The sequence below is a fragment of the Paraburkholderia acidicola genome (genome assembly GCF_002362315.1).
In the GTDB taxonomy this organism is placed as follows: domain Bacteria; phylum Pseudomonadota; class Gammaproteobacteria; order Burkholderiales; family Burkholderiaceae; genus Paraburkholderia; species Paraburkholderia acidicola.
In genome coordinates this window covers 982,828-1,005,180 of record NZ_MTZV01000004.1, presented here as the reverse complement: position 1 = coordinate 1,005,180, position 22,353 = coordinate 982,828, and the positions used below count along the sequence as shown (strand labels likewise).

General features: G+C 63.0%; 24 protein-coding genes. 18 read left to right on the top strand and 6 right to left on the bottom strand.

Annotation, left to right across the window (positions count from 1 at the left end; translation table 11 throughout):
* Positions 1-16 precede the first annotated feature (16 nt).
* From ctaD to BWP39_RS14775, 5 genes are all read left to right on the top strand, one after another.
* The gene (gene ctaD / locus BWP39_RS14795) at positions 17-1,630 is read left to right on the top strand and encodes a cytochrome c oxidase subunit I (protein ID WP_096721325.1); all 1,614 of its coding nucleotides are present in this window, start codon (positions 17-19) and stop codon (positions 1,628-1,630) included.
* A gap of 116 nt (positions 1,631-1,746) precedes the next feature.
* Positions 1,747-1,881 (top strand): cytochrome oxidase small assembly protein, encoded by a 135-nt coding sequence (locus BWP39_RS31735; RefSeq protein WP_091009532.1) that lies wholly within the window; start codon positions 1,747-1,749, stop codon positions 1,879-1,881.
* Positions 1,882-1,925: 44 nt separating this feature from the next.
* Complete coding sequence (locus BWP39_RS14785; RefSeq protein ID WP_096721323.1) at positions 1,926-2,510, top strand: cytochrome c oxidase assembly protein; 585 nt, start codon at positions 1,926-1,928, stop codon at positions 2,508-2,510.
* A 26-nt stretch (positions 2,511-2,536) separates the two neighbouring features.
* Positions 2,537-2,743: a DUF2970 domain-containing protein gene (locus BWP39_RS14780; protein ID WP_096721321.1), complete on the top strand. Its 207-nt coding sequence runs from the start codon at positions 2,537-2,539 to the stop codon at positions 2,741-2,743.
* 93 nt (positions 2,744-2,836) lie between these two features.
* Positions 2,837-3,694: a cytochrome c oxidase subunit 3 gene (locus BWP39_RS14775; RefSeq protein ID WP_096721319.1), complete on the top strand. Its 858-nt coding sequence runs from the start codon at positions 2,837-2,839 to the stop codon at positions 3,692-3,694.
* 286 nt (positions 3,695-3,980) lie between these two features.
* Here BWP39_RS14775 and BWP39_RS14770 read toward each other — a convergent pair whose 3' ends face one another.
* Positions 3,981-4,190 carry a twin transmembrane helix small protein gene (locus BWP39_RS14770; protein WP_096721317.1) on the bottom strand — a complete coding sequence of 70 codons (210 nt, stop codon included), beginning with the start codon at positions 4,188-4,190 and terminating at the stop codon, positions 3,981-3,983.
* A 105-nt stretch (positions 4,191-4,295) separates the two neighbouring features.
* Between BWP39_RS14770 and BWP39_RS14765 the strand changes: the two genes are divergently transcribed.
* The 5 genes from BWP39_RS14765 (at position 4,296) to BWP39_RS14745 (ending at position 8,403) form a co-directional block, all read left to right on the top strand.
* On the top strand, positions 4,296-5,012 hold the full coding sequence (locus BWP39_RS14765; RefSeq protein WP_096721315.1) for an SURF1 family protein: 717 nt from the start codon (positions 4,296-4,298) through the stop codon (positions 5,010-5,012).
* A 31-nt stretch (positions 5,013-5,043) separates the two neighbouring features.
* Positions 5,044-5,700, top strand: coding sequence for an SCO family protein (locus BWP39_RS14760; RefSeq protein ID WP_096721313.1), 657 nt, complete (start codon positions 5,044-5,046; stop codon positions 5,698-5,700).
* Positions 5,701-5,763: 63 nt separating this feature from the next.
* The gene (locus BWP39_RS14755; protein WP_096721311.1) at positions 5,764-6,873 is read left to right on the top strand and encodes a COX15/CtaA family protein; all 1,110 of its coding nucleotides are present in this window, start codon (positions 5,764-5,766) and stop codon (positions 6,871-6,873) included.
* A 5-nt stretch (positions 6,874-6,878) separates the two neighbouring features.
* Positions 6,879-7,784: a heme o synthase gene (gene cyoE / locus BWP39_RS14750; RefSeq protein WP_096721309.1), complete on the top strand. Its 906-nt coding sequence runs from the start codon at positions 6,879-6,881 to the stop codon at positions 7,782-7,784.
* Positions 7,785-7,788: 4 nt separating this feature from the next.
* Positions 7,789-8,403 carry an SCO family protein gene (locus tag BWP39_RS14745; RefSeq protein ID WP_096721307.1) on the top strand — a complete coding sequence of 205 codons (615 nt, stop codon included), beginning with the start codon at positions 7,789-7,791 and terminating at the stop codon, positions 8,401-8,403.
* Positions 8,404-8,428: 25 nt separating this feature from the next.
* Here BWP39_RS14745 and BWP39_RS14740 read toward each other — a convergent pair whose 3' ends face one another.
* Both BWP39_RS14740 and BWP39_RS31500 read right to left on the bottom strand, forming a co-directional pair.
* The gene (locus BWP39_RS14740) at positions 8,429-8,719 is read right to left on the bottom strand and encodes a YciI family protein (protein WP_096721305.1); all 291 of its coding nucleotides are present in this window, start codon (positions 8,717-8,719) and stop codon (positions 8,429-8,431) included.
* Positions 8,706-8,885 (bottom strand): hypothetical protein, encoded by a 180-nt coding sequence (locus BWP39_RS31500; RefSeq protein WP_133116878.1) that lies wholly within the window; start codon positions 8,883-8,885, stop codon positions 8,706-8,708. The genes BWP39_RS14740 and BWP39_RS31500 overlap by 14 nt, the downstream gene beginning before the upstream one ends.
* Positions 8,886-9,007: 122 nt before the next feature.
* Between BWP39_RS31500 and BWP39_RS14735 the strand changes: the two genes are divergently transcribed.
* Positions 9,008-9,820 (top strand): MetQ/NlpA family ABC transporter substrate-binding protein, encoded by an 813-nt coding sequence (locus BWP39_RS14735; protein WP_096721303.1) that lies wholly within the window; start codon positions 9,008-9,010, stop codon positions 9,818-9,820.
* An 86-nt stretch (positions 9,821-9,906) separates the two neighbouring features.
* On the opposite strand, the gene BWP39_RS14730 is transcribed toward BWP39_RS14735, so the two are convergent.
* Complete coding sequence (locus BWP39_RS14730; protein WP_096722596.1) at positions 9,907-10,833, bottom strand: bifunctional helix-turn-helix transcriptional regulator/GNAT family N-acetyltransferase; 927 nt, start codon at positions 10,831-10,833, stop codon at positions 9,907-9,909.
* 400 nt (positions 10,834-11,233) lie between these two features.
* Between BWP39_RS14730 and BWP39_RS14725 the strand changes: the two genes are divergently transcribed.
* The 5 genes from BWP39_RS14725 to nagE all read left to right on the top strand — a co-directional run bounded on the left by BWP39_RS14725 (position 11,234) and on the right by nagE (position 18,621).
* Positions 11,234-11,968, top strand: coding sequence for a GntR family transcriptional regulator (locus BWP39_RS14725; protein WP_091009571.1), 735 nt, complete (start codon positions 11,234-11,236; stop codon positions 11,966-11,968).
* Between the two features lie 85 nt (positions 11,969-12,053).
* Positions 12,054-13,157 carry an N-acetylglucosamine-6-phosphate deacetylase gene (gene nagA, locus BWP39_RS14720; RefSeq protein WP_091009574.1) on the top strand — a complete coding sequence of 368 codons (1,104 nt, stop codon included), beginning with the start codon at positions 12,054-12,056 and terminating at the stop codon, positions 13,155-13,157.
* A complete protein-coding gene (locus BWP39_RS14715; RefSeq protein WP_096721301.1) occupies positions 13,150-14,157 on the top strand; it encodes an SIS domain-containing protein in 1,008 nt (335 codons plus the stop codon). Before nagA ends, BWP39_RS14715 begins: the two co-directional genes overlap by 8 nt.
* Positions 14,158-14,169: 12 nt before the next feature.
* Positions 14,170-16,755 carry a phosphoenolpyruvate--protein phosphotransferase gene (ptsP, locus tag BWP39_RS14710; RefSeq protein ID WP_096721299.1) on the top strand — a complete coding sequence of 862 codons (2,586 nt, stop codon included), beginning with the start codon at positions 14,170-14,172 and terminating at the stop codon, positions 16,753-16,755.
* A 90-nt stretch (positions 16,756-16,845) separates the two neighbouring features.
* Positions 16,846-18,621 (top strand): N-acetylglucosamine-specific PTS transporter subunit IIBC, encoded by a 1,776-nt coding sequence (nagE, locus tag BWP39_RS14705; protein ID WP_170043857.1) that lies wholly within the window; start codon positions 16,846-16,848, stop codon positions 18,619-18,621.
* A gap of 356 nt (positions 18,622-18,977) precedes the next feature.
* Here nagE and rpoH read toward each other — a convergent pair whose 3' ends face one another.
* Positions 18,978-19,913, bottom strand: coding sequence for an RNA polymerase sigma factor RpoH (gene rpoH / locus BWP39_RS14700; protein WP_096721295.1), 936 nt, complete (start codon positions 19,911-19,913; stop codon positions 18,978-18,980).
* A gap of 376 nt (positions 19,914-20,289) precedes the next feature.
* On the opposite strand from rpoH, the gene BWP39_RS14695 reads away from it, so the two are divergent.
* A complete protein-coding gene (locus BWP39_RS14695; RefSeq protein ID WP_096721293.1) occupies positions 20,290-20,865 on the top strand; it encodes an acyloxyacyl hydrolase in 576 nt (191 codons plus the stop codon).
* A gap of 47 nt (positions 20,866-20,912) precedes the next feature.
* The gene (locus BWP39_RS14690; protein ID WP_096721291.1) at positions 20,913-21,293 is read left to right on the top strand and encodes a nuclear transport factor 2 family protein; all 381 of its coding nucleotides are present in this window, start codon (positions 20,913-20,915) and stop codon (positions 21,291-21,293) included.
* A gap of 38 nt (positions 21,294-21,331) precedes the next feature.
* Here BWP39_RS14690 and ybiB read toward each other — a convergent pair whose 3' ends face one another.
* Positions 21,332-22,321 (bottom strand): DNA-binding protein YbiB, encoded by a 990-nt coding sequence (ybiB, locus tag BWP39_RS14685; protein WP_096721289.1) that lies wholly within the window; start codon positions 22,319-22,321, stop codon positions 21,332-21,334.
* Positions 22,322-22,353 lie beyond the last annotated feature (32 nt).

The following is a 22,353-nucleotide window of genomic DNA, read 5'->3' as shown; positions in this document are numbered from 1 at the left end:
GTTTTAGGAGATTGTCATGTCTAGCATCGGACACGATGTAGCCGCGGGTCACGAGCACGTGCACGGCGACCATGCGCACGAGTTGCCCCATGGCTGGCGCCGCTGGCTGTTCGCGACCAACCATAAGGACATCGGTACGCTGTACCTGTTGTTCTCGTTCATCATGTTCCTGTCCGGCGGCGTGATGGCGCTGCTGATCCGCTCGGAACTGTTCGAACCCGGACTGCAGATCATGCGTCCTGAGTTCTTCAACCAGTTGACCACGATGCACGGGCTGATCATGGTCTTCGGTGCGATCATGCCGGCGTTCGTCGGCTTCGCGAACTGGATGATCCCGCTGCAGATCGGCGCGTCGGACATGGCCTTCGCGCGGATGAACAACTTCAGCTTCTGGCTGCTGCCGGTTGCGGCCGTGCTGCTGGTCGGTTCGTTCTTCGCACCGGGCGGCGCGACCGCCGCGGGCTGGACGCTGTACGCACCGCTCTCCACGCAGATGGGCCCGGGTATGGACTTCGCGATTTTCGCGGTCCACATCATGGGTGCATCGTCGATCATGGGCGGGATCAACATCGTCGTGACGATCCTGAACATGCGCGCACCGGGCCTCACGCTGATGAAGATGCCGATGTTCGTGTGGACCTGGCTGATCACCGCCTATCTGCTGATCGCCGTGATGCCGGTTCTGGCCGGCGCGATCACGATGGTGCTGTTCGACCGCCACTTCGGCACGTCGTTCTTCAACGCGGCAGGCGGCGGCGATCCGGTGATGTATCAGCACATCTTCTGGTTCTTCGGCCACCCCGAGGTGTACATCATGATCTTGCCGGCGTTCGGGATCGTCTCGCAGGTGATCCCGGCGTTCGCGCGCAAGCCGCTGTTCGGCTATAGCTCGATGGTGTACGCAACGGCATCGATCGCGATCCTGTCGTTCATGGTCTGGGCGCACCACATGTTCGCGACCGGCATGCCGGTGACGGGCCAGCTGTTCTTCATGTACGCGACGATGTTGATCGCCGTGCCGACGGGCGTGAAGGTGTTCAACTGGGTCGCGACGATGTGGCGCGGTTCGTTGACCTTCGAAACCCCGATGCTGTTCGCGGTCGGCTTCCTGTTCGTGTTCACGTTCGGCGGTCTGACGGGGCTGATGCTCGCGATGGCGCCGCTCGACATCCAGTATCACGGGACCTATTTTGTGGTCGCCCACTTCCACTATGTGCTGGTGGCGGGCTCGCTATTCGGGTTGTTCTCCGGGTGGTACTACTGGGCGCCGAAGTGGACCGGCTGGATGTACAACGAGACGCGCGGCAAGATCCACTTCTGGGCGTCGATGATCTTCTTCAACCTCGCGTTCCTGCCGATGCACTTCGTCGGGCTCGCCGGTATGCCGCGTCGTTACGCTGACTATCCGGCGCAGTTCACCGACTGGAACCAGGTCATCACGATCGGCGCATTCGGCTTCGGTCTCGCGCAGGTGTACTTCCTGTTTGCGGTCGCGCTGCCGGCGTATCGCGGCGGTCATGGCCTCGTAGAGGCTGGCGACAAGCCGTGGGACGGTGCGGAAGGTCTCGAGTGGACGGTGCCGAGCCCGGCTCCGTTCCATACCTTCGAGCATCCGCCGACGGTCGAGTAAGCCGTATTCCCGCGCGGTGTTCCGGTCCCGATGTGAGTCTGACCGGAGCGCCGCGCAAACTTGGCGCCGTTATCGATGAATGAGACAGGATGAATGAAGCAACAAGGCAGTCCAGCATGAGCGGGAATCCACAAAAAGGGCGTACGCCGGAACAGATCCGTGCGAGCAACAAACGGCTGGGCTTGATCCTGCTCGGTGTCGCTGCCGCCTTTTTTGTGGGTATCTTCATCAGGCAGGTGTTTTTCGCCTGACGTGTGGGTGCAGTTTTCGCAGGTAAGTTCGTTGAGGACGTTCGATGTCGACGCAGGACCCGGCCGAGGCCGATCGCTCTTTTAACCGTTCGATGCTGGTGAAGCTCGTCGTGGTTGCCGCGTTGATGTTCGGCTTCGGGTTCGCGCTGGTGCCGATGTACCGCGCGATCTGTCAGATCACCGGCATCAACAACCTCGTGCAGCGCGATGCCACGGCACGCGAAGCGAAGAACACGCAGGTCGACATGAGCCGCACGATCTCGATCGAATTCGATGCGAACGCGCGCGGTCCGTTGGGTTTCAGGCCGGAGCAGCGCAGCCTCGATGTGCACCCTGGCGAAGTGACGACGGTGATGTACGAAGTCTCGAACGAGCAGGCGCGCACGATCCAGGCGCAAGCCATTCCGAGCTACGCGCCGAAGCAGGCCACCGAGTACTTCAAGAAGATCGAATGTTTTTGCTTTACGCAGCAGACGTTGACTGCGAACGAGACGAAACGGATGCCGGTGGTGTTCGTCGTCGATCCGAAGTTGCCGAAGGATGTGAAGACGATCACGCTGTCCTACACGTTCTTTGAATTGAATACGCCCGCGCCGGTTGTGCGCGGGACGGCGGTGAATCCCGCCTGAGCGGAAGCAAAAGCGAGGCTAGGCAAATGGGGGACGACAGCGGGCGCGGCACAAGCAGCTTCGGCCGTTCGATGAAGGCCGTGATGTGGTCGTTTCTGGGTGTGCGCAAACGGCGCGATCTCGAAGCGGATGCAACGCAGTTGAACCCGCTGCACGTAGTGCTCGCTGCGCTGCTGGGCGCGGCAATTTTCATCGGTGTGCTGATTCTGATCGTGCGCGCCGTGGTGGGATGAAGCGGTTATAAGCGTGAACGGCGCAGCACCGAGGCGCCGTATAAGATACAGCCGGAGCTTCCGGAACAACTGGACTGAAGTGGAGAATCAAGCATGAGCGGTCAAAACGAGAGCCCGTACTATTTCGTACCGCACCCGTCGCGGCATCCGATCACCGCAGCCCTTGGGCTGCTGGTCATTCTCGGTTCGCTGGCGGCATGGGTGAACGGTGAAACGTGGGCGCCGTTCACTGCGCTCGCCGGCCTGCTGTGGCTGCTGTATGTGCTGTATCACTGGTTCGGCGATGCGATCTCCGAGTCCGAAGGCGGGATGTACGGCAAGCGTGTCGATCTGTCGTACCGCTGGAGCATGAGCTGGTTCATCTTCTCCGAAGTGATGTTCTTCGCCGCGTTCTTCGGTGCGCTGTTCTACGCCCGCCAGATCGCGCTGCATGAACTCGGCAGCCTCGACTACAAGCTGATCTGGCCGGACTTCTCGGCGGTGTGGCCGAACAACGGGCCGGCTGCGCTCGTGTCGAGCTTCAAGTCGATGACACCGTGGCCGGTACCGACGATCAACACGGCGCTGCTGCTGTCGTCGGGTGCGACGCTGACTGTCTCGCACCATGCGCTGCGTGAAAATCATCGCAACAAGGCGATCGTGTGGCTGGCGGCGACCATCCTGCTCGGCGTCTGCTTCCTGTTCCTGCAGGGCTTCGAATACTTCCACGCGTATAACGAACTGAACCTGACGCTCGCATCGGGCGTGTATGGTTCGACGTTCTTCCTGCTCACCGGCTTTCACGGTTTTCACGTGTTCCTCGGCGGCACGATGCTCACGGTCGTGCTGGTGCGGTTGATCCGCGGGCACTTCACGGCGGACCATCACTTCGCATTCGAAGGCGCCGCATGGTACTGGCACTTTGTGGACGTCGTGTGGCTCGGGCTGTACGTCGTCGTCTACTGGCTGTAACGTTCGGCCACGCGCCGCAGTACGTTGCGCCGCGGCGATAAAAGCTGCTGAGCGCAGTAGAAGGATGCAGGAATGACTCATCGCCGCCCTCGACCGTGTCAGGGCGGCGTTTTGTTTGATGGGGCGGTAGTGTGTGCGGCGAGTGCGTTGCCTGTGATACGAAGGGACGCGTAGGGCGCGACACGCTGTCGCAGGTGTGAGTCTTTAACGCAGCGTAGAGTCGCGTAGCACGACGTATCGGCGCCGCGCGTTACGCTGCCAGCGATGCCTGACAGCCTTAAGAGCCCTAGCGGCCGATCGGAATGCCGGTGGACTGGATCCAGCCCATCCAGTGTGCGAACAGGATGAACAGGAACAGCGAGATCGACAGGCCCACACGGGTCGCCAGCGACCAGACCATGCGCTTCGTCTTGCCGCGGTCGTGCATCATGAAGTAGAGCGCCGAGGCCATGCTGGCAATGATCAGGGCAAAGGCGATAGGAACGAGTATGTGCATGAAACCCACTATGAATCGAGAGCGCGGTAGCGACGTGCTTATTATCGCACCGCGCATTGGCTGTCGTATGCAGGCAGGGCACGTGGCGCACGCAGGACGAGCCCGATGAAAATCCGCTGGCTCCCGGCTCTGCTGATTCTCGTGGTCGTCGCGCTGACGGTGCGGCTCGGTTTCTGGCAGCGCGACCGCGCGCATCAGAAGGAAGCGCTGCAGGCGCACATCGTGCAGTTCGAACATGCGCCAGCGCAAACGGTGAGTGCTGCACCGGTTGCGCTGAAGGATATCGAGTTCCATCGAGTGCGCGCGCTCGGACAGTTCGTGCCGGAACGGGTCGTGTACCTCGATAATCGGCCGTATAACGATCAAGCGGGCTTCTACGTTGTGATGCCCTTTAAACTCGCGGGCGGCGGCTATGTGCTGGTCAATCGCGGCTGGTTGCCGCGCAATGCCAGCGAGCGCACAGCCATCGAACCGTACGACACGCCGAAGGGCGAGATCGAGATCGAAGGCATTGCGCGTGCCGATGCGAGCAAGGCGTTCGAACTGGGGCAGGGTGGATCCGCGGCACATCAGGCGATTCGCCAGAATCTCGATGTCGCCGCGTATGCGGTGGAAACCGGGTTGCCGCTGCAGCCGTTCGTGATCCAGCAGGTGAGCGACGATGGCGACCGGCTCGTGCGCGACTGGCCCGCGCCGACCACTGGCGTTGAGCGCAACTACGGTTACATGCTGCAGTGGTGGGGCATGGCGATCGCGGCGCTTGTGTTTGGTTTGTACGCGGCGCGGCGCGCGGCGAAGAAAGAGCAGTTGTCCGGTGCGTGACGCACCGGATCATTATTGAAAGAGGACAGCAGTGTCGATACAAACTTCCCGTTCGCCGCAGTCCGGCAAACCTGCGGCCAACGCCGTGCAACGCAGCAAGCCGGCCGGCTCATGGCGGCGTGGCCGCTGGATGCTGCTGCTGCTCGCAGTGATATGCGCGGCGCCTGTCGTCGCGTCGTATTTCACCTACTACGTGATCAAGCCGACCGGCGGCACGACTAGCTACGGCACGTTGATCGACCCGCAGCGGCCGATTCCGGAGTCGCTCGTGGTCACCGGTGAAGACGGCAAGCCGATCAAGCTCGCTTCGATGCATGGCCGCTGGCTGATGATTGCCGTCGACAGCAGCGATTGCGACAAGGCTTGCGTCACGAAGCTCTTTTTCATGCGGCAGATTCGCGTTGCTCAGGGCGGTGAACGTGAACGCGTGGTCAGCGTGTGGCTGCGCACCGATGCGAAGCCGGTGCCCGACGTGATTCAGAAAGCGTATCCGGAGACCGGCATGCTGGTGGCCGATCCGGCGGCGATCGCCGCATGGTTGCCGGTCGATACAGGCACGAAGCTGACCGATCACATCTACGTGGTCGATCCGAACGGCAATCTGATGATGCGTTTCCCGAAGGATCCGAACCCGAGCAAGATCAAGGGTGACATCACGAAGCTGCTGAAGTGGTCGAGCATCGGTTGATGCACGCATGTAGCAAACGCGAGGCACGCGACAGGTGTGACGTATTGCGACAAGGGTAGACAGATGTTCGTATTGCAATTGGGCCTGATCGGCGTGTGCATCGCGCTGTTGCCGCTGTCGTATGTGTGGGTCAAGGCCGACGACAACAAATTCCGCAAGCTCGTGTGGGTCACGACGTTCCTGACGCTCGACCTCGTGATGTTCGGCGGCTTCACGCGGCTGACCGACTCCGGGCTCGGCTGCCCCGATTGGCCCGGCTGCTACGGCACGTCGTCGCCGTTCATCGCGCATGCGGCGATCACGGCCGCACATGCGGCGCTGCCGACCGGTCCCGTCAGCATGAGCAAGGCATGGATCGAGATGATCCACCGCTATTTTGCAATGGCAATCGGTGTGCTGATCATCGCGCAGACATTGATCGCGTGGAGTGCGCGGCTGCGTCGCCGGCCGTTGCACGTATCGCCGTGGTGGCCGACATCGTTGCTGCTGCTGATTCTCGTGCAGGGTGCGTTCGGCGCGTGGACCGTGACGATGAAGCTGCAGCCGGTGATCGTCACAACCCATCTGCTGCTTGGACTCGCGCTGCTGGGCGGGCTCGGTTGGCTTGCCGCACGGATGACACCATTGCCCGTCTACGAGCCCGAAGTCTCACGTTGGCGCGCCGCCGCGCTTGCAGGGTTGGTGCTGCTGATCGTGCAGATCGCGCTCGGCGGCTGGGTCAGCACGAATTACGCGGTACTGGCGTGCACGGACTTCCCGACCTGCAACGGCCAGTGGATTCCGCCGATGGACTTCGGCCACGGCTTTCATCTGTGGCGCGCACTCGGCATGACTGGCGACGGCGACGTAATCACCCAGGACGCGCTCGTCGCGATTCACTGGACGCATCGCACCTTCGCCATCGTCGTGATCGCCTATCTAATCTGGCTCGCGCTGAAGCTGCGTCGCTTCGACTCGCTGCGGCGCCCGGCAAACGGCGTATTGCTGGTCGTCGCCGTGCAATTCGCCACCGGTCTGTCGAATATCGTGCTTCAATGGCCGCTACCGATCGCAGTCGCGCACAACGGCGGTGCCGCAATCCTGTTGCTGCTACTCGTTATGCTAAACTTTCGAACCGCTTATAGCCGTCCCGGCCGCGCCGTGTTGCCCGCGCGCGATGCCGCGCCAGCGTGACCCACATGGACAGCACAACTCTCCCCCACTCGCCCGGTAGCCGGATCGCCCAGTACATCGCACTGACCAAGCCGCGTGTCACGCAGCTTGCTGTGTTCTGCGCAGTGATCGGCATGTTCCTCGCGACACCCGGCATGGTGCCGTGGACGGTGCTGATCGGCGGTACGGTCGGTATCTGGTTGCTCGCGGGCGCGGCGTTCGCCATCAACTGTCTCGTCGAACAGAAGATCGACGCAATGATGCGCCGCACCGCATGGCGGCCGTCCGCAAGCGGTGAAATCACCCCGATACAGATTCTCACGTTCTCTGCGGTGCTCGGCGGTGCGGGCATGTGGACGCTCTACACCTTCACCAATCCGCTCACGATGTGGCTCACGCTCGCCACCTTCGTCGGCTACGCGGTCATCTATACGCTGTTGCTCAAACCGGCTACGCCGCAGAACATTGTGATCGGCGGTGCGTCGGGCGCAATGCCGCCGGCGCTCGGCTGGGCCGCGGTGACCGGCGCGGTGCCGGGCGATGCGTGGATTCTCGTGCTGATCATCTTCGTGTGGACGCCGCCGCATTTCTGGGCGCTCGCGCTCTATCGCCGCAAAGACTACGAAAACGCCGGCCTGCCGATGCTGCCAAACACGCACGGCGAGAAGTACACGCGGCTCCATATTCTGCTCTACACGGTGATCCTGTTTGCCGTGACGCTGATGCCGTTCGTCTCCGGAATGAGCGGCATTGTGTATCTCGTCTCGGCCGTGCTGCTCGGCGCCGTGTTCCTCGCTTACGCGTGGAAGATCTATCGCGAGTATTCGGACGCGCTCGCGCGCCAGACCTTCCGTTATTCGATCGTGTACCTGTCGCTGCTGTTTGCCGCGCTGCTGATCGACCACTATGCGCGCGTCCTGATCGGCGCGTAACACCATGCTTACTTCCCGGCTTGCGCGCGCGTCGCGCGTCGCCCTGATCGCCTGTGTACTCGGCGGTGCAGCGCTCGTTTCTGGTTGCAACAAGGCACCGGCGTTCGAGAATCTCGACCTCACCGGCAATACGCAGTTCGGTAGCGATTTCGCATTGCCCGACACGGGTGGCAAGGCTCGCACGCTCGCCGACTACAAGGGCAAAGCTGTCGTGCTGTTCTTCGGCTACACGCATTGCCCCGACGTCTGCCCGACGACGATGGCCGAACTCTCGCAGGCGCTGCAGCAACTCGGCCCTGACGACGCAAAACGCGTCCAGGTGCTGTTCGTCACCGTCGATCCGCAGCGCGACACATCAGGTCTGCTCGGACAGTACGTGACGGCATTCAATCCGACGTTCGTGGGTCTGCGTCCGACGGACGATGCGCAGCTCGTCAAGGTGACCAAGGACTTCCGCGTGTACTACGCGAAGGTGCCCGGCAAGACGCCCGACAGCTACACGATGGATCACACGGCGGCGAGCTATGTCTTCGATCCTCAAGGCAAGCTGCGTCTCTTCGTTCGCGATGGCCAGGGCGCCGCGCCTTGGGTGCACGATCTCAAGTTGCTGCTGGGTTGATTGATCGCTGAGCTGATGGCGAGGTCTATGCCGGTAGCGGCAGATTCAATCCTGCCGCGAGTCGTGTGGCCTTGAACTCCGTCACGTCATAACGTGCGAGTTGTTGTTGTGCGAACGGATCGGTTGCGAGGATCTCGTCCAGCTTGTCACGCTCGATTCCCGCTGCAACGATAATGCCGCCGTCGCGCGGCACCTTCGGCCCCGCAGCGATAAAGACACCTGCCTCGAAGTGCTGGCCGAGAAACGCGCGATGCGCTTCGAGCGCATCGTCGACACGCTCGAGCGGCGCGGTGTAAGTGATTTCAATGACGTACATGGTGTTCCTCGCGGGAAAGAAGAAAGCGGGCGAGCGGGAAAATCCGCAGACGCACATTATCGTCCAGCACGCCATGACGTTGCCTGTATCCACGCAGGGCCATCCCTTTGCAGATAACATCCGCACCGAAACCGGCAAAGCCACGCCGGTCATAGAGCATACCCATATACGATCGCGATATTTCACTTCCCGCGACGCGTATGAGACCATTTGCGGTCCAGTTGGCGACGGGACAGCGCCGCCAGCTTTCACCCGAATCCGACACCGATCGGAAAAAGCGAGAAAGACATGCAGCGCAGACATATCCTCAAAGCCCTCTCGGCAGTGGTCGCAGTCGCGGCCGTCATCACCAGCGCCGGCGCGCATGCCGACGATAAAGTCATCAAGGTCGGCACGATCAGTGGTCCCGACGCGCAGATCTGGGCAGTAGTCCAGAAGGTTGCGAAGCGCGAAGGGCTGAACGTGAAAGTCATCGAGTTCAACGATTACGTTCAACCGAACGCCGCACTCGATGCCGGCGATCTCGACGCGAACAGTTTCCAGCATCAGCCGTACCTTGACAGCCAGGTGAAGCAGCGCGGCTACAAGATCGTCAACGCGGGGCTCACGTACATTTCACCGCTCGGTCTCTACTCGAAGAAGCTGAAGTCGCTGAAGGACCTGCCGCAGGGCGCGAAGGTCGCGGTGCCGAACGATCCGTCGAATGAGAACCGCGCACTGCTGTTGCTGCAGGCGCAAGGCGTGATCAAGCTGAAGGCGGGCGCCGGCACGAGCGGCAGCAGCGCGACGCCGCTCGACATCGCGGACAATCCGAAGAAAGTGAAGCTGATCGAACTCGATGCAGCGCAACTACCGCGTTCGCTGGCCGATGTCGACGTTGCGGCGATCAACACCAACTACGCGCTTGCCGCCGGCCTGCAGCCGACCAAAGATGCGATCGCACTCGAAGACGTACACAGCCCGTACGCGAACCTGATCGCAGTGCGCACGCAGGACAAGGACAAGCCGTGGGTGAAGAAGCTGGTGGCCGCGTATCAGTCGGACGATGTGCGCCAGTTCATCAAGACGGAATTCAAGGGCTCGGTGGTGCCGTCGTTCTGACGCGCGACGTCTGAAGCCACCGGCAGCGATGAAGGCCAGGCGCCACGGGAAACCGTGGCGCTTTTTTTGCGCGCTTCAGACGCGCACTACAGGCTGCGTTCCCACTGCTCAATCGAGAGGTCGTGGCCAAAGCGCCGTTCCGGTACCGTCGATGCGCGGACGAAACCCTTGCGCTCGCAGAGCCGCTGCGCGTCGCGCATATCGGCGGTGGCCCACAGCAACAGCTTGGCATAACCGGCCCGAGTCGCGAAGCGCACGCACTCGTCGATGAGCTGTGTGCCGACGCCGGCGCCGCGCACCTCCGGTTCCACATAAAACAGCCGCACGCGCGCAACCGTCGTCGAGACGCACGCGACCAGCGCCGAGCCGACGATCACACCTTCCTGGTCGGCGATCCAGCCGGTTTCGCGCAACGGATCGCGATGCCGCGTGAAGTCACCGGCGATCTTCGCAAGCAACCCTTCGAACGATGCATCCCAGCCATATTCGTTTGTGAACAACTGGGCCTGGCGATGCACGAGCCAGCCATATTCGCCCGCCGTGGGCGGGCGCAGTGTGACGGCGCGGTGCCGAAGCTGCGGATCGAGCAGCCACTCGATCTGCTTCATCGCGTCGATCAGACGTTCCTGCGAGGCGGCCGACAACTGAATGAGTAGCGCCGACACTTCAGCGACTGCTGCTGCATTGAGCGGTTGCCAGGCGGTGAGTCCCTCTTCGGTTAGCGATAGCAGGGACTGGCGGGCGTCGCTATCGGAGGGACGGCGCGTGATCAGGTTGCGGCGTTCGAAACTGGTGAGCAACCGGCTCAGATAGCCGGTATCGAGGCCGAGATTGCGGGCAAGCACCGCCGCAGTCTGCGCATGTCCGCCCGCGAGTTCGTGCAGGACACGGACCTCGGTGAGCGAAAAGGCGCTTTTCTGCAGATGCTCGTGCAGCACGCCGATGTGCTGCGTATAGAAGCGGTTGAAGTGGCGGACGGCCTCAGCGCGCCGCTGCGCTGCCGAATCGTTCAAACGCGTGCCCCCGGGAATCATGCGGATTAAGGCAGCACTATATTGCATTGCACGCGATTGTTAAAACGTCCGATATTTCATGGCTTTGCAGCAACTGGTATTGGAAAGGTATCTTAACTGGTGCTTACATTGAGCATCGATGCAGACCACTTCGCAAGATTGGTCCTTTCAAATGGCTTGAATACGGGTAAGTCCTGGGCACGCCAGATCTTACCGGAAGGGCCATCTGTGGCCCGTAGCGGCTTATCCCGCAAGGCTTTTGGCCATCTTCACGAGGCAGATACCAGTTCGTTGACTGGTATTATTGTGGTTATATAATGGGCTCGAAATTGAAGAAACCGGGCGAGCTTTTTCGCTTGCCTCTCGGCCACGCTCTTCTGGACGGATTCGCCGGAGCCCCATGGAAACACGCTGGTCCGCGCTCGTGCCCGACGCGCGCAACCTCACGCCGCTCTACCTGCAGCTCGCACGCAATCTGGCGACCGCGATCCATTGCGGCGTCTGGTCGGCTGGCGAGGCATTGCCGTCGGAGCGCACGCTATCGGATGCGATCGGCGTGTCGCGCATCACGGCGCGCAAAGCCATCGAGCTGCTGGTCGAGCAGGGGTTGATCCGGCGTGCGCGCGGCGCCGGCAGTTTTATTACGCCGCGTGTCGAAGATCCGCTGTCGCGGCTCACCGGCTTCACGAAGAAGATGGAACAGCGCGGCTTCCGACCCGATTCGATCTGGCTCGAGCGCGATGTGCGCCCGGCGAATCGCGACGAGATCGTGCACCTCGGTCTGTCGCCCGGTGCGACGGTCGCGAGCCTGCGACGGCTGCGGCGCGCGGACGGCATCGTGATGGCCGTCGAGCATTCGACGTTGCCCGTGTCGATCGTGCCGGACCCGCAGGCGGTTGGTGCGTCGCTGTACGGCTATCTCGAGCAACGCGGGGCTTCTGTGGTGCGCGCGCTGCAGCACTTCCGCGCGGTCAACGCGACCAGCGAGATCGCCGCATTGATGGACATGGAGCCGCGCTCGGCGCTGCTCGTCATCACGCGCATCGGCTATAGCGCCGACCAGCGCGCGATCGAACTGACGGACACCTATTGCCGCGACGACTACTACGACTTCGTCGCAGAACTGCGCAGCTAGCAGCGGCGAGTTTTTCGTCGAGGGTGCGGAACACTGGGCCGCGCCGAACAGTCATGCATTGCATTACGCATCATCAGAGAGACTCATGCTGACCGGAAACATACTTACGCCCGATGGCTGGATTCACGGCAAGCTCGAATGCGAGAACGGCCGCATCACGTCGTTGACGGGCCGAGCCGTCGATCCCGCGAACAACGACGCGCCCTACATCCTGCCGGGCTTCATCGATCTGCACGTGCACGGCGGCGGCGGTGCCGACGTGATGGAAGCCGGCAACGCGATCGAAACGATCACTCGCACGCACGCGCGCTACGGCACGACGAGCCTGCTCGCGACGACCATGACCGCGCCGCGCGACGAGTTGATGAACGTGGTCGCTGGTCTTGGCGAGGTGACGCGCAAGCGCACGTCGGGTGGCGCGCGCGTGCTCGGCGTGCATCTCGAAGGGCCGTATATCAATCCCGGCAAGCTCGGTGCGCAGCCGGATGCGGCGGTATCGGCGGTACTCGACGAAGTGCTGAAGTACCTGTCGATCGCACCGATCCGCGTTGTCACGCTCGCTCCGGAAATTGCCGGTCACATCGAGATCATCTCGGAGATGGCGGCGCGCGGCGTGCGTGTGCAACTGGGCCATTCGCTTGCCACCTACGACGACGCCGTCGCGGCACTGAAACACGGTGCGTGCGGCTTCACGCATCTGTTCAACGCGATGTCGCCGCTGCATCACCGCAACCCCGGTCTCGTCGGCGCGGCGCTCGCACATGCCGAGTACGCAGAAATCATTCCCGATCTGCTGCACGTTCATCCGGGCGCGATTCGTGCGGCGATGCGTGCGATTCCACGTCTCTACGTGGTGACCGACAGCACGTCGGCAACCGGCATGCCCGACGGCGAATATCGCCTGGGCAGCCAGCACGTCACCAAGTGTCTCGGCGGCGTGCGTCTCGCCGACGGCACGCTTGCCGGCAGCACGCTGACCATGGATCAGGCGCTGCGCAACCTCGTCTCGCTCGGCCTGCCGATGGCCGACGTTTCAAACCGTCTGTCGCGCTACGCCGCCGACTATCTCGGCATCGAAGACCGCGGCCGTCTCACGCGCGGCGCGTGGGCCGATGTCGTCGTGTTCGATCGCGAACTGGCACTGACTGCGACTTACGTCGAAGGAGAATCGATTGTCGAATATGCTTAAAGAGGCGCTGGCGTCCGCCGATGCGGTCGCCGCGCAACTCGCCGATACGTCGCGTGTGGAAGCGCTCGCGGCACGGCTTGCCGAAGCGCCGCGCGATGTCGCGCTCACGGTGGCACGCGGTAGTTCGGATCACGCTGCGAGTTACTTCGCAAGTCTGACGATGAGCCGCCTCGGTGTGCCGGTTGCCTCGCTGCCGATGTCGGTGGCGACGCTGCAACAGGCGCCTCTGCGCGTGCGCGGTCAGCTCGCCATTGCGTTTTCGCAGTCGGGCAAGAGCCCTGATCTGATCGGCACGATGGTCGCGCTGCGCGATGCCGGTGCAATGACGGTTGCCGCAGTAAACGCACCTGGTTCGCCGCTTGCCGCGGCATGTGAGTGGGATCTGCCACTTTCCGCCGGTCCCGAGTTGAGCGTGGCCGCGACGAAGAGCTACATCGCGATGCTGTCGTTGTCCGCGCAACTGGTCGCTCACTGGCAGCGCGACGAAGCGCTGCTCGGCGGGCTGCGCACGCTGCCGGATGCACTGCGTGCAGCAGGTACGCTCGACTGGTCGAGCGCGGTCGAAGAACTGCGTGGTGTGGAGCGGATGATCGTGATCGGCCGCGGTCTTGGTCTCGCGATTGCACAGGAAGCCGCGCTGAAGCTGAAGGAAACCTCGGGCATTCAGGCCGAAGCGTTCTCGAGCGCGGAAGTGCGGCACGGTCCGATGGAACTGATCGATCGCGACTATCCGCTGCTCGTGTTCGCGCCGCGTGGTCCTGAACAGGAAGGGCTCGTGCAGCTCGCGCGCGACATGAAAGCACGCGGTGCCCGCGTGCTGCTCGCCGCCCCCGACGACGTCGCCGAAGCGACGCTCCCCGTCGTGCAGACGGCACACCCGGCGCTCGATCCGATCGCCACGATCCTTTCTTTCTACGTGATGGCCGCGGCGCTCGCCGCCGCACGCGGACGCAATCCCGACGCGCCGCGCCATCTGAACAAAGTCACCGAAACTCACTGATCGAGAAACCAGATGCGTCGTGTCGAGGAGTCACGTTTGATGAGCCCTGCCCAAGGCCATATAGTCCTGCTTGCGCCGCTGACCGGTCCTGTCGTGCCGCTCGCGAACGTGCCTGACCCGGTGTTCTCGGGCGGTATGTTCGGCGACGGCATCGGGATCGATCCGCTCGTCGGCAAGCTCGTCGCGCCGTGCGATGCGACCGTCACGCATCTTGCGCGCACGGGCCACGCGGTCACGCTGCGCACCGACGATGGCGCTGAAATCCTGCTGCACATCGGTATCGATACGGTCGAGCTGAACGGCAAGGGCTTTGCACCGATGGTCGAACAGGGCGCGCAAGTGCGTGCCGGCGATGTCCTGATCGAGTTCGATCAGGATCAGATTGCGTGCGCGGCACCGAGCCTTGTGTCGGTGGTGGCGATCGCTAACTCGGATGCCTTCGAAGTCGTCGAGCGTGCGGCTGGTGGCATGGTGGTGGCAGGCGAAACGCCGCTGCTCGTGCTGCGTGCCCGTCAAGGTGCCGCCGCCGATGCTTCGCGCGAAGCGAGCGTCGTGGTCGATGAAGCGCGTCGTCATGTGACGCTTGCGCATGCTGGCGGTCTGCATGCGCGGCCTGCCGCCCGTGCCCGCGAAGCAGCGCGCGGTTTCGATGCGCGCGTCGAAGTGCGCTATGACGGCCGCAAGGCGCCGGTCGAAAGCGTGGTCGGTCTGCTCGGTCTCGGTGCCGGTGAAGGCGCCACGATCGAACTGCTTGGCATCGGTCGACAAGCCGATGCTGCGGTGGAAGCGGTTGCGCGCGAACTGCTGCGCGAAGCGCATGGTGAGGTCGAAGAGAAACCGGCGCGGCATAGCTCGCCGGCACCGCTTGTCGCCGCAGCTAGTGGCGGTGCAGTGCTTGCACCCAACACGCTGGCCGGTGTCTGTGCAGCGCCTGGTGTCGCGGTCGGCAAGCTCGTGCGCTGGGACGACGCGGACCTCGATCCGCCGGAACAGGCGAGCGGCACGTCGGCAGCGGAGAGCCGTCTGCTCGACAAGGCGCTCGCCACCGTCGACGCCGAACTGAACACCACCGTGCGCGACGCATCGCAACGCGGCGCGGTCGGTGAAGCAGGCATTTTCACTGTGCACCGTGTGCTGCTCGAAGACCCGACGCTGATCGATGCGGCACGCGATCTGATCAGTCTCAGCAAGAGCGCGGGTTTTGCGTGGCGTTCAGCGATCCGCGCGCAGATTGCAGTACTGGCGAAGCTCGACGATGCCTTGCTCGCAGAACGTGCAGCCGATCTGCGCGACATCGAGAAGCGCGTGCTGCGCGCACTCGGTTATACGAATAGCGTTGCACGAACGCTGCCCGACGAAGCCGTGCTCGCCGCAGAAGAATTCACGCCGTCGGACCTGTCGTCGCTCGATCGCACGCGCGTCACCGCAATCGTGATGGCACGGGGCGGTGCGACCTCGCATGCGGCGATCATCGCGCGGCAGATCGGGATTCCCGCGCTGGTCGCGGTCGGCGATACGCTGCTCGCGATTCCCGACGGCACCCAGGTGGTAGTCGATGCATCGGCGGGCCGGCTCGAATATGCACCGAGCGCACTCGATGTCGAACGCGCGCGGCTCGAACGCACACGGCTTGCCGACGTGCGCGAAGCGAACCGTCGCGTGTCGCAGCAAGCCGTCACCACCCGCGATGGCCACGCCGTCGAAATCGCCGCGAACATCGCGACGCTCGACGACGCGAAGGCCGCCGTCGACAACGGCGCCGATGCAGTCGGGCTGCTTCGCACGGAACTGCTGTTCATTCATCGCCAGACCGCACCGCGCGTCGACGAACATCGCGACAGCTATCAATCGATTGTCGATGCGCTGAACGGTCGCACCGCGATCATCCGCACGCTCGACGTTGGCGCGGACAAGGAAGTCGATTACCTGACACTGCCGCCCGAACCGAACCCCGCGCTCGGCTTGCGCGGTATCCGGCTCGCCCAGGTGCGCCCCGATCTGCTCGATGATCAATTGCGCGGCCTGCTGGCCGTGCGGCCGATCGGCGCGGTGCGCATCCTGCTGCCGATGGTGACCGATGCGGGCGAACTCATACGGCTGCGCGCACGTATCGCCGAACTCGCAAGCGAAAGCGGCCGCACCGAGCCGATCGAAGTGGGCGTGATGATCGAGGTGCCGTCTGCAGCGTTGCTCGCCGACCAGCTGTCGAAGCACGCCGATTTCCTGTCGATCGGCACCAACGATCTCACGCAATACACGCTTGCCATGGACCGCTGCCAGGCGGATCTCGCCGCGCAGTCCGACGGCCTGCACCCAGCCGTGCTGCGACTCGTCGCAGCGACCGTGCAGGGCGCGCAGAAGCATGGCAAGTGGGTCGGCGTGTGCGGCGCACTCGCCGGCGATCCGCTGGCCGTGCCGCTGCTGGTGGGCCTTGGCATCACCGAACTGTCGGTGGATCCGGTCGCCGTGCCGGGTATCAAGGCACGTGTGCGCAATCTCGACTATCAGCTGTGCCGGCAGCGTGCGCAGGATGCGCTCGCACTCGATTCGGCGCAGGCAGTTAGAGCAACAAGCCGCGAAGTCTGGCCGCTGGACTGAGTCCGGTAGCGCTCACGACAGGCTTCGCATCAATACGTCAAGCAACGACTAAACGACGATTCGACAACGAGACGAGGATTGGAGAGACCAATGGATGGAAATCCGTTTCTGAAGGTACAGCGGCTTGGCCGCGCGCTCATGCTACCGATTGCAGTGCTGCCGGTGGCCGGCCTGCTGCTACGCCTCGGTCAGCCCGATGTGTTCAACATCAAGATGATCGCCGACGCGGGTGGTGCGATCTTCGACAACCTGCCGCTGCTGTTCGCGATCGGTGTGGCCGTCGGGTTCGCGAAGGACAACAACGGTGTTGCGGCGCTCGCCGGTGCGATCGGCTATCTGGTCGAGATCGCGGTGATGAAGGACATCAACGACAAGCTGAACATGGGCGTGCTGTCGGGGATCATCGCGGGCATCGTGGCGGGCATGCTGTACAACCGCTACAAGGACATCAAGCTACCGGACTACCTCGCGTTCTTCGGAGGGAAACGCTTCGTGCCGATTGTGACGGGGGTGGCGTGTCTCGCCCTCGGCATTGTCTTCGGCTACGTGTGGTCGCCGATTCAGGGGGCCATCGACACTGCCGGCCACTGGCTCACGACTGCCGGGGCGCTCGGCGCATTCGTGTTCGGTCTGCTGAACCGGTTGCTGCTCGTCACAGGCCTGCATCACATCATCAACTCGCTGGCGTGGTTCGTGTTCGGCACCTTCACGCCGCCGGGCGGCGTCGCGGTGACGGGCGATCTGCACCGCTTCTTCGCGGGCGACCCGACTGCGGGCGGCTTCATGACGGGCTTCTTCCCAGTCATGATGTTCGGCCTGCCTGCCGCGTGTCTCGCGATGTTTCACGAAGCGCCGAAGGAGCGCCGCGCAGTGGTCGGCGGCCTGCTGTTCTCGATGGCGCTGACGTCGCTGCTGACGGGCGTGACCGAGCCGATCGAGTTCAGCTTCATGTTCCTCGCACCGGTGCTGTACGTGATCCACGCGGTGCTGACCGGGCTGTCGATGGCGATCTGTTCGGCGCTCGGCATCAAGCTCGGCTTCACGTTCTCGGCGGGCGCGATCGACTACGTGCTGAACTACGGCCTGTCGACGAAGGGCTGGCTCGCGATTCCGATCGGCATCGTGTATGCGGTGGTGTACTACGGGCTGTTCCGCTTCTTTATTCGCAAGTTCAACATGGCGACGCCGGGGCGCGAGCCTGCATCGGCTGAAGCGCAGATCGATTCGTTCACGACCGGTGGTTATGTTGCGCCGACTGCGGGTGCGAGCGTGCCGCGTGCCGCGCGGTATATCGCGGCGCTTGGTGGGGCGGCTAATCTGACGCTCGTCGATGCGTGTACGACGCGGCTGCGTCTGTCGGTGGTCGATCCGGCGCAGGTGTCGGAGCCTGACCTGAAGACGATCGGTGCGCGTGGCGTGCTGAAACGCGGTGGCAACAGCGTGCAGGTGATCATCGGGCCGGAAGCGGACATCATCGCTGACGAGATTCGTGCGACGCTGGCTCAAGGTGGGGTGGTGGATCTTGGTGCGCAGCCGGCGAGCGCGGCGGCGCGTGCTCCGGTTGCTCCGGTGGCGCAGACCGGCAGCGGCCCGCTCGATCCGGACCCGACGCGCTGGCTGGCGGTGTTCGGCGGCGCGACGAATATCGTGTCGCTCGATGCGGTGGCGGCTACGCGGCTGCGGATCGTGGTGCGCGATCCGTCGTCGGTGGATCGGCAGCGGCTTGCGGCGCTCGATGTGGCGTGGGTGTCGGCGGATACGTTCCACATCGTCGTCGGCGATGCGGCGCAACGCTACGCCCAGCAACTGACGGCACGGTTGCCTGCTGTGGGTGGCGCCAGCGGCGCGACACCGTTGCCCGCGTGATGCGATAGAGGCTCAAGCGGTTTGCGCACGCTGCGCGAACCGTGACGGTACGAAGAAGCGCTGCCCTTTGCGGGGCAGCGCTTTTTTATCGGCTGCGTTTGTGCAATACGGATACTGGCGAAGTCTGCTGCGTCGGCAGCTCAGTTCAATTGACGTACGCAAAAAAAGCCGCGCCGCCTTTCGAGGGCGAGGCTTCGGTTCGGCACCTTGCGGTGCCAGGCCGCGGTCACGCGTTATGCGTAGCGCCACGTATTCGCGCAGCCCGGTGCAACTGACGTGCGCAGAAAAAAGCCCTGCCGTCTTTCGAGGGCAGGGCTCCGGCTTGGCACCTTGCGGCGCCAGACCATTTTCATGCGTTACGCGTATTCGTTCAGCGCACCGCGCATCTTCTTCATCGCACTGGCTTCGATCTGGCGAATGCGCTCGGCCGAAACACCGAATTCGGCGGCAAGATCGTGCAGCGTCGAGCCACCCGAGCCGTCGTCCTCAACGTGCAGCCAGCGTGCTTCGATAATGCGACGGCTGCGGGCGTCGAGCGAATCGAGCGCGGCGGCGATGCCGTCGCTTTGCAGCTTGTCGCGCTGACGCGCGGCCAGCACGGCGGTCGGCTCGTTGTGCGAATCGGCGAGGTAGGCGATCGGCGCATACGATTCTTCACCGTCTTCGATCTGGCCTTCCAGTGCGATGTCACCGCCCGACAGACGCGTTTCCATCTCAGCGACTTCTTCGCGCTTCACGTTCAGTTCTTTCGCGAGACCTTCGATCTCTTCCGGCGTGAACGCCTGCAACCCCTGCTTGTGGCTGCGCAGGTTGAAGAACAGCTTGCGCTGCGCCTTCGTGGTAGCGACCTTCACCGTGCGCCAGTTGCGCAGGATGTACTCGTGAATCTCGGCCTTGATCCAGTGCATTGCGTACGAGACCAGCCGCACGTTCTGCGTCGGATCGAAACGCTTCACGGCCTTCATCAGGCCGATGTTGCCTTCCTGGATCAGGTCGGCATGCGGCAAGCCGTAGCCGAGGTAATTGCGCGCGATCGATACGACGAGCCGCAGGTGCGACAGCACCATACGACGGGCGGAATCCAGATTGTTTTGTTCCCGGAACTCCGTGGCGAACTGGCGTTCTTCTGCTGGCGTCAGCATCGGGATCCGGTTCACGGCCTGGATGTAGGCGTCGATGTTACCCAGCTGGCCGGGCAGCAGCGAAGATTGCGCGAGCGCCAGTGCACCTGCCGGAGCGGCCTTAGCCGACGACGGGCTCAGAGTACTCGGAAGGGTCAGTGCGTTGCTCACGTAGGAAACTCCTTTGAAATCAGCAAAAAGGCGTAGTCGGAATACGACTCCACGCGGGATGTTAGCACTCTCAATAACGGAGTGCTAACACTTAGAGTGCGTGGGGTCTTCAAGGTTCCACTGCGCCTATTGGAATCAAAATTCTAATAGCATTATACCCCCTGTGTACCCTCACTGCAGCTTTCCCACGATGGGCGTAGGATCTACCCGCGGAGTACGGCCAGCCTTGTAGAAAGACCGATTTTTGCGGAATTTGAGGTAGCTATTTGCCAGATTTGGCATTCCTCAGATGATCTCTTGCTTATGGTCTGCCCCAGGATAACGGCTTCCTTCCACTCGACGATTTCAGATCTGACCGGGCATTTAGAGGTGTTCGATGAAGAACAAGAACAATGCGGCACGTGTACTGGCACTCAAAATTACATTGTTTGGCGGTTTACTAGCGGCATCCGGGGTGGCTTGTGCGGACCAGTCTGGCAATCAGTTCGGCATTCAGATCGCTGGCGGCACGGCCGACCATCATGTCCATAAGCTCGACCTGGGCGGGGTGTGGGATCCGGGCCTGACGTGGTGGTATATCGGCGACTGGCATTTCACGGTGGTGGCCGAGGCGCACGCAGCGTGGTGGCACACCGACGAAGGCGACGTCCACGAAAACATCGGCGAATTCGGTTTCACACCGGTATTTCGCTTCATCAAGGGCTCGGGGACCATCCGCCCATTCTTCGAAGCAGGCTCGGGCATACGGCTACTGACCAGCCCGACAATCTCCCGTCGCTACAACCTCGGGTCGGCGTTCCAGTTCGCCGATATGGTCGGTGTGGGCGCGCAGTTCGGCAATCGTCAGCAGTATCAGGCGGGCTACCGGTTTCAGCACGTATCGAACGGCGGTATCAAAGAGCCCAATCCTGGTATAAATTTCAGCCAGCTATATTTGCAATATAACTTCTGACGACCGCGGCCGCGTGCAGGCCCATGTCGGTGTAAAGGGGCTGAGCAATGGCGGCAAAAATGATCGAGGCGATTCGCGAACTTGAGCGCGACCGCTTTCGGGCGATGGTCGACGGCGACGGGCCCTTGCTCGACTCGCTGCTTTCGGACGGCGTGAGCTACGTGCACACGAACGGCAAGCGCGAGACCAAGCGGCAGTTCATCGATGCGATCACCGCGGGCCGCCGGCGCTACCGGCAGATCGAGATCCAGTCGCAGGAGGTTCTGCCGGTGGGCGACACCTGCGTCGTGACTGGCCGCGCGCTGATCGAAATGGAAGCGAATAACGGCGCGCTGCTGTTTCCGATCGCATACACCGCGATCCATACGCAGGAAGGCGGGCAGTGGCGGCTCGTCGCATGGCAGGCGACGCGGTGTGCGATCGAATGATGTCTGGCTGAACCTTGCACTCCTCGCCTTCCCGGCACTTACTCCGTTCCCTTACCCGCAATCTCGACGATCACGCCAACCTGGCGCGCAATCGCGTCGGGTACGGGTGCGTCGCCGCGCAGTACCGCATTGATCCAAGCAGCGGTCGTCGCAGCGTCGCGTGCTTCGGGCAGCGCGACAGCGGGCGCGTCCGGCGACGAGCGCTCGGCCACCAGCAGCGTTTCGCAGACGCCGTCGTGCAGCCAGTCCACCTGGACCTGGCGGCGCGTATCCGCGACCGCTTCGCCTTCCGTGCCACGCGCGAGCAGCGCGCCGCCCGCGGCGGCATCCAGGTGCGTGCTGAACAACTGCGTGAGACTTTCGCGGTAGGGCGGGTGCGTGTAGTTGACGAGCCGCAAGCCGGCGGGTGCAAACGGCTGGAGAATTTTCACGAGCGTATGCGTCGAATTACGCACGCCCATTCGTGAGCGCAATGCGAGGAGCCGCGCGAGCTTCGGTGCGAGTACAGCAGTTGGCGCAAACGCGACGCGCCGCGTGGCGAGCCCGCTTTCGATGTCGCCGTGCGACTGCGCCGCTGCGATGCCGAGCTGCGCGAAAATCTCGGCGCTCGTCACGCGGCCCGGATCTTCGACGACGCCGTGCACGAGTACCGGCACGCCTTCGCGGGCGAGCAGCAGCGCGAGCAGCGGCACCAGGTTTGGCTGTTTGCGCGCACCGTTGTAGCTGGGAATCGACACCGGTCGATAGTTTGCGTGTGTGCCGTGTATGACCCGGACCGGTTCGAACGATGCGTGCGCCGCGGCCAGCATCGCGGCGAGTTCATCGGCGGTTTCGCCTTTCACGCGATAGGCGAGCAATACCGCGCCCAGCTCCAGATCGCCCACACGGCCGTCGAGCATTGCGCTGTAGAGCGCATGGGTATCCTCGGGCGTGAGTGCACGCGCGCCGTTCGGCCCACGACCGATCTCCTTGATGAAGCGGGCACACGGAAACACGGACGGGTCGGCGGGAGCGGAGGAATGGGTCATGGGCGGCTTGAAGCGGCGTAGCGCAGTGGGCA

Excerpts from the sequence above, each read along its gene's own strand:
- BWP39_RS14695 (WP_096721293.1), top strand. The coding sequence starts at position 20,290 with ATGAAGAACAAGAACAATGCGGCACGTGTACTGGCACTCAAAATTACA.
- ybiB (WP_096721289.1), bottom strand. The coding sequence starts at position 22,321 with ATGACCCATTCCTCCGCTCCCGCCGACCCGTCCGTGTTTCCGTGTGCC.
- nagE (WP_170043857.1), top strand. The coding sequence starts at position 16,846 with ATGGATGGAAATCCGTTTCTGAAGGTACAGCGGCTTGGCCGCGCGCTC.
- ptsP (WP_096721299.1), top strand. The coding sequence starts at position 14,170 with ATGCGTCGTGTCGAGGAGTCACGTTTGATGAGCCCTGCCCAAGGCCAT.
- nagA (WP_091009574.1), top strand. The coding sequence starts at position 12,054 with ATGCTGACCGGAAACATACTTACGCCCGATGGCTGGATTCACGGCAAG.
- BWP39_RS14690 (WP_096721291.1), top strand. The coding sequence starts at position 20,913 with ATGGCGGCAAAAATGATCGAGGCGATTCGCGAACTTGAGCGCGACCGC.
- BWP39_RS31735 (WP_091009532.1), top strand. The coding sequence starts at position 1,747 with ATGAGCGGGAATCCACAAAAAGGGCGTACGCCGGAACAGATCCGTGCG.
- BWP39_RS14725 (WP_091009571.1), top strand. The coding sequence starts at position 11,234 with ATGGAAACACGCTGGTCCGCGCTCGTGCCCGACGCGCGCAACCTCACG.
- BWP39_RS14715 (WP_096721301.1), top strand. The coding sequence starts at position 13,150 with ATGCTTAAAGAGGCGCTGGCGTCCGCCGATGCGGTCGCCGCGCAACTC.
- BWP39_RS14755 (WP_096721311.1), top strand. The coding sequence starts at position 5,764 with ATGTTCGTATTGCAATTGGGCCTGATCGGCGTGTGCATCGCGCTGTTG.
- BWP39_RS14775 (WP_096721319.1), top strand. The coding sequence starts at position 2,837 with ATGAGCGGTCAAAACGAGAGCCCGTACTATTTCGTACCGCACCCGTCG.
- cyoE (WP_096721309.1), top strand. The coding sequence starts at position 6,879 with ATGGACAGCACAACTCTCCCCCACTCGCCCGGTAGCCGGATCGCCCAG.
- BWP39_RS14770 (WP_096721317.1), bottom strand. The coding sequence starts at position 4,190 with ATGCACATACTCGTTCCTATCGCCTTTGCCCTGATCATTGCCAGCATG.
- BWP39_RS14785 (WP_096721323.1), top strand. The coding sequence starts at position 1,926 with ATGTCGACGCAGGACCCGGCCGAGGCCGATCGCTCTTTTAACCGTTCG.
- BWP39_RS14740 (WP_096721305.1), bottom strand. The coding sequence starts at position 8,719 with ATGTACGTCATTGAAATCACTTACACCGCGCCGCTCGAGCGTGTCGAC.
- BWP39_RS14780 (WP_096721321.1), top strand. The coding sequence starts at position 2,537 with ATGGGGGACGACAGCGGGCGCGGCACAAGCAGCTTCGGCCGTTCGATG.
- BWP39_RS31500 (WP_133116878.1), bottom strand. The coding sequence starts at position 8,885 with ATGGGTATGCTCTATGACCGGCGTGGCTTTGCCGGTTTCGGTGCGGAT.
- BWP39_RS14765 (WP_096721315.1), top strand. The coding sequence starts at position 4,296 with ATGAAAATCCGCTGGCTCCCGGCTCTGCTGATTCTCGTGGTCGTCGCG.
- BWP39_RS14735 (WP_096721303.1), top strand. The coding sequence starts at position 9,008 with ATGCAGCGCAGACATATCCTCAAAGCCCTCTCGGCAGTGGTCGCAGTC.
- ctaD (WP_096721325.1), top strand. The coding sequence starts at position 17 with ATGTCTAGCATCGGACACGATGTAGCCGCGGGTCACGAGCACGTGCAC.
- BWP39_RS14745 (WP_096721307.1), top strand. The coding sequence starts at position 7,789 with ATGCTTACTTCCCGGCTTGCGCGCGCGTCGCGCGTCGCCCTGATCGCC.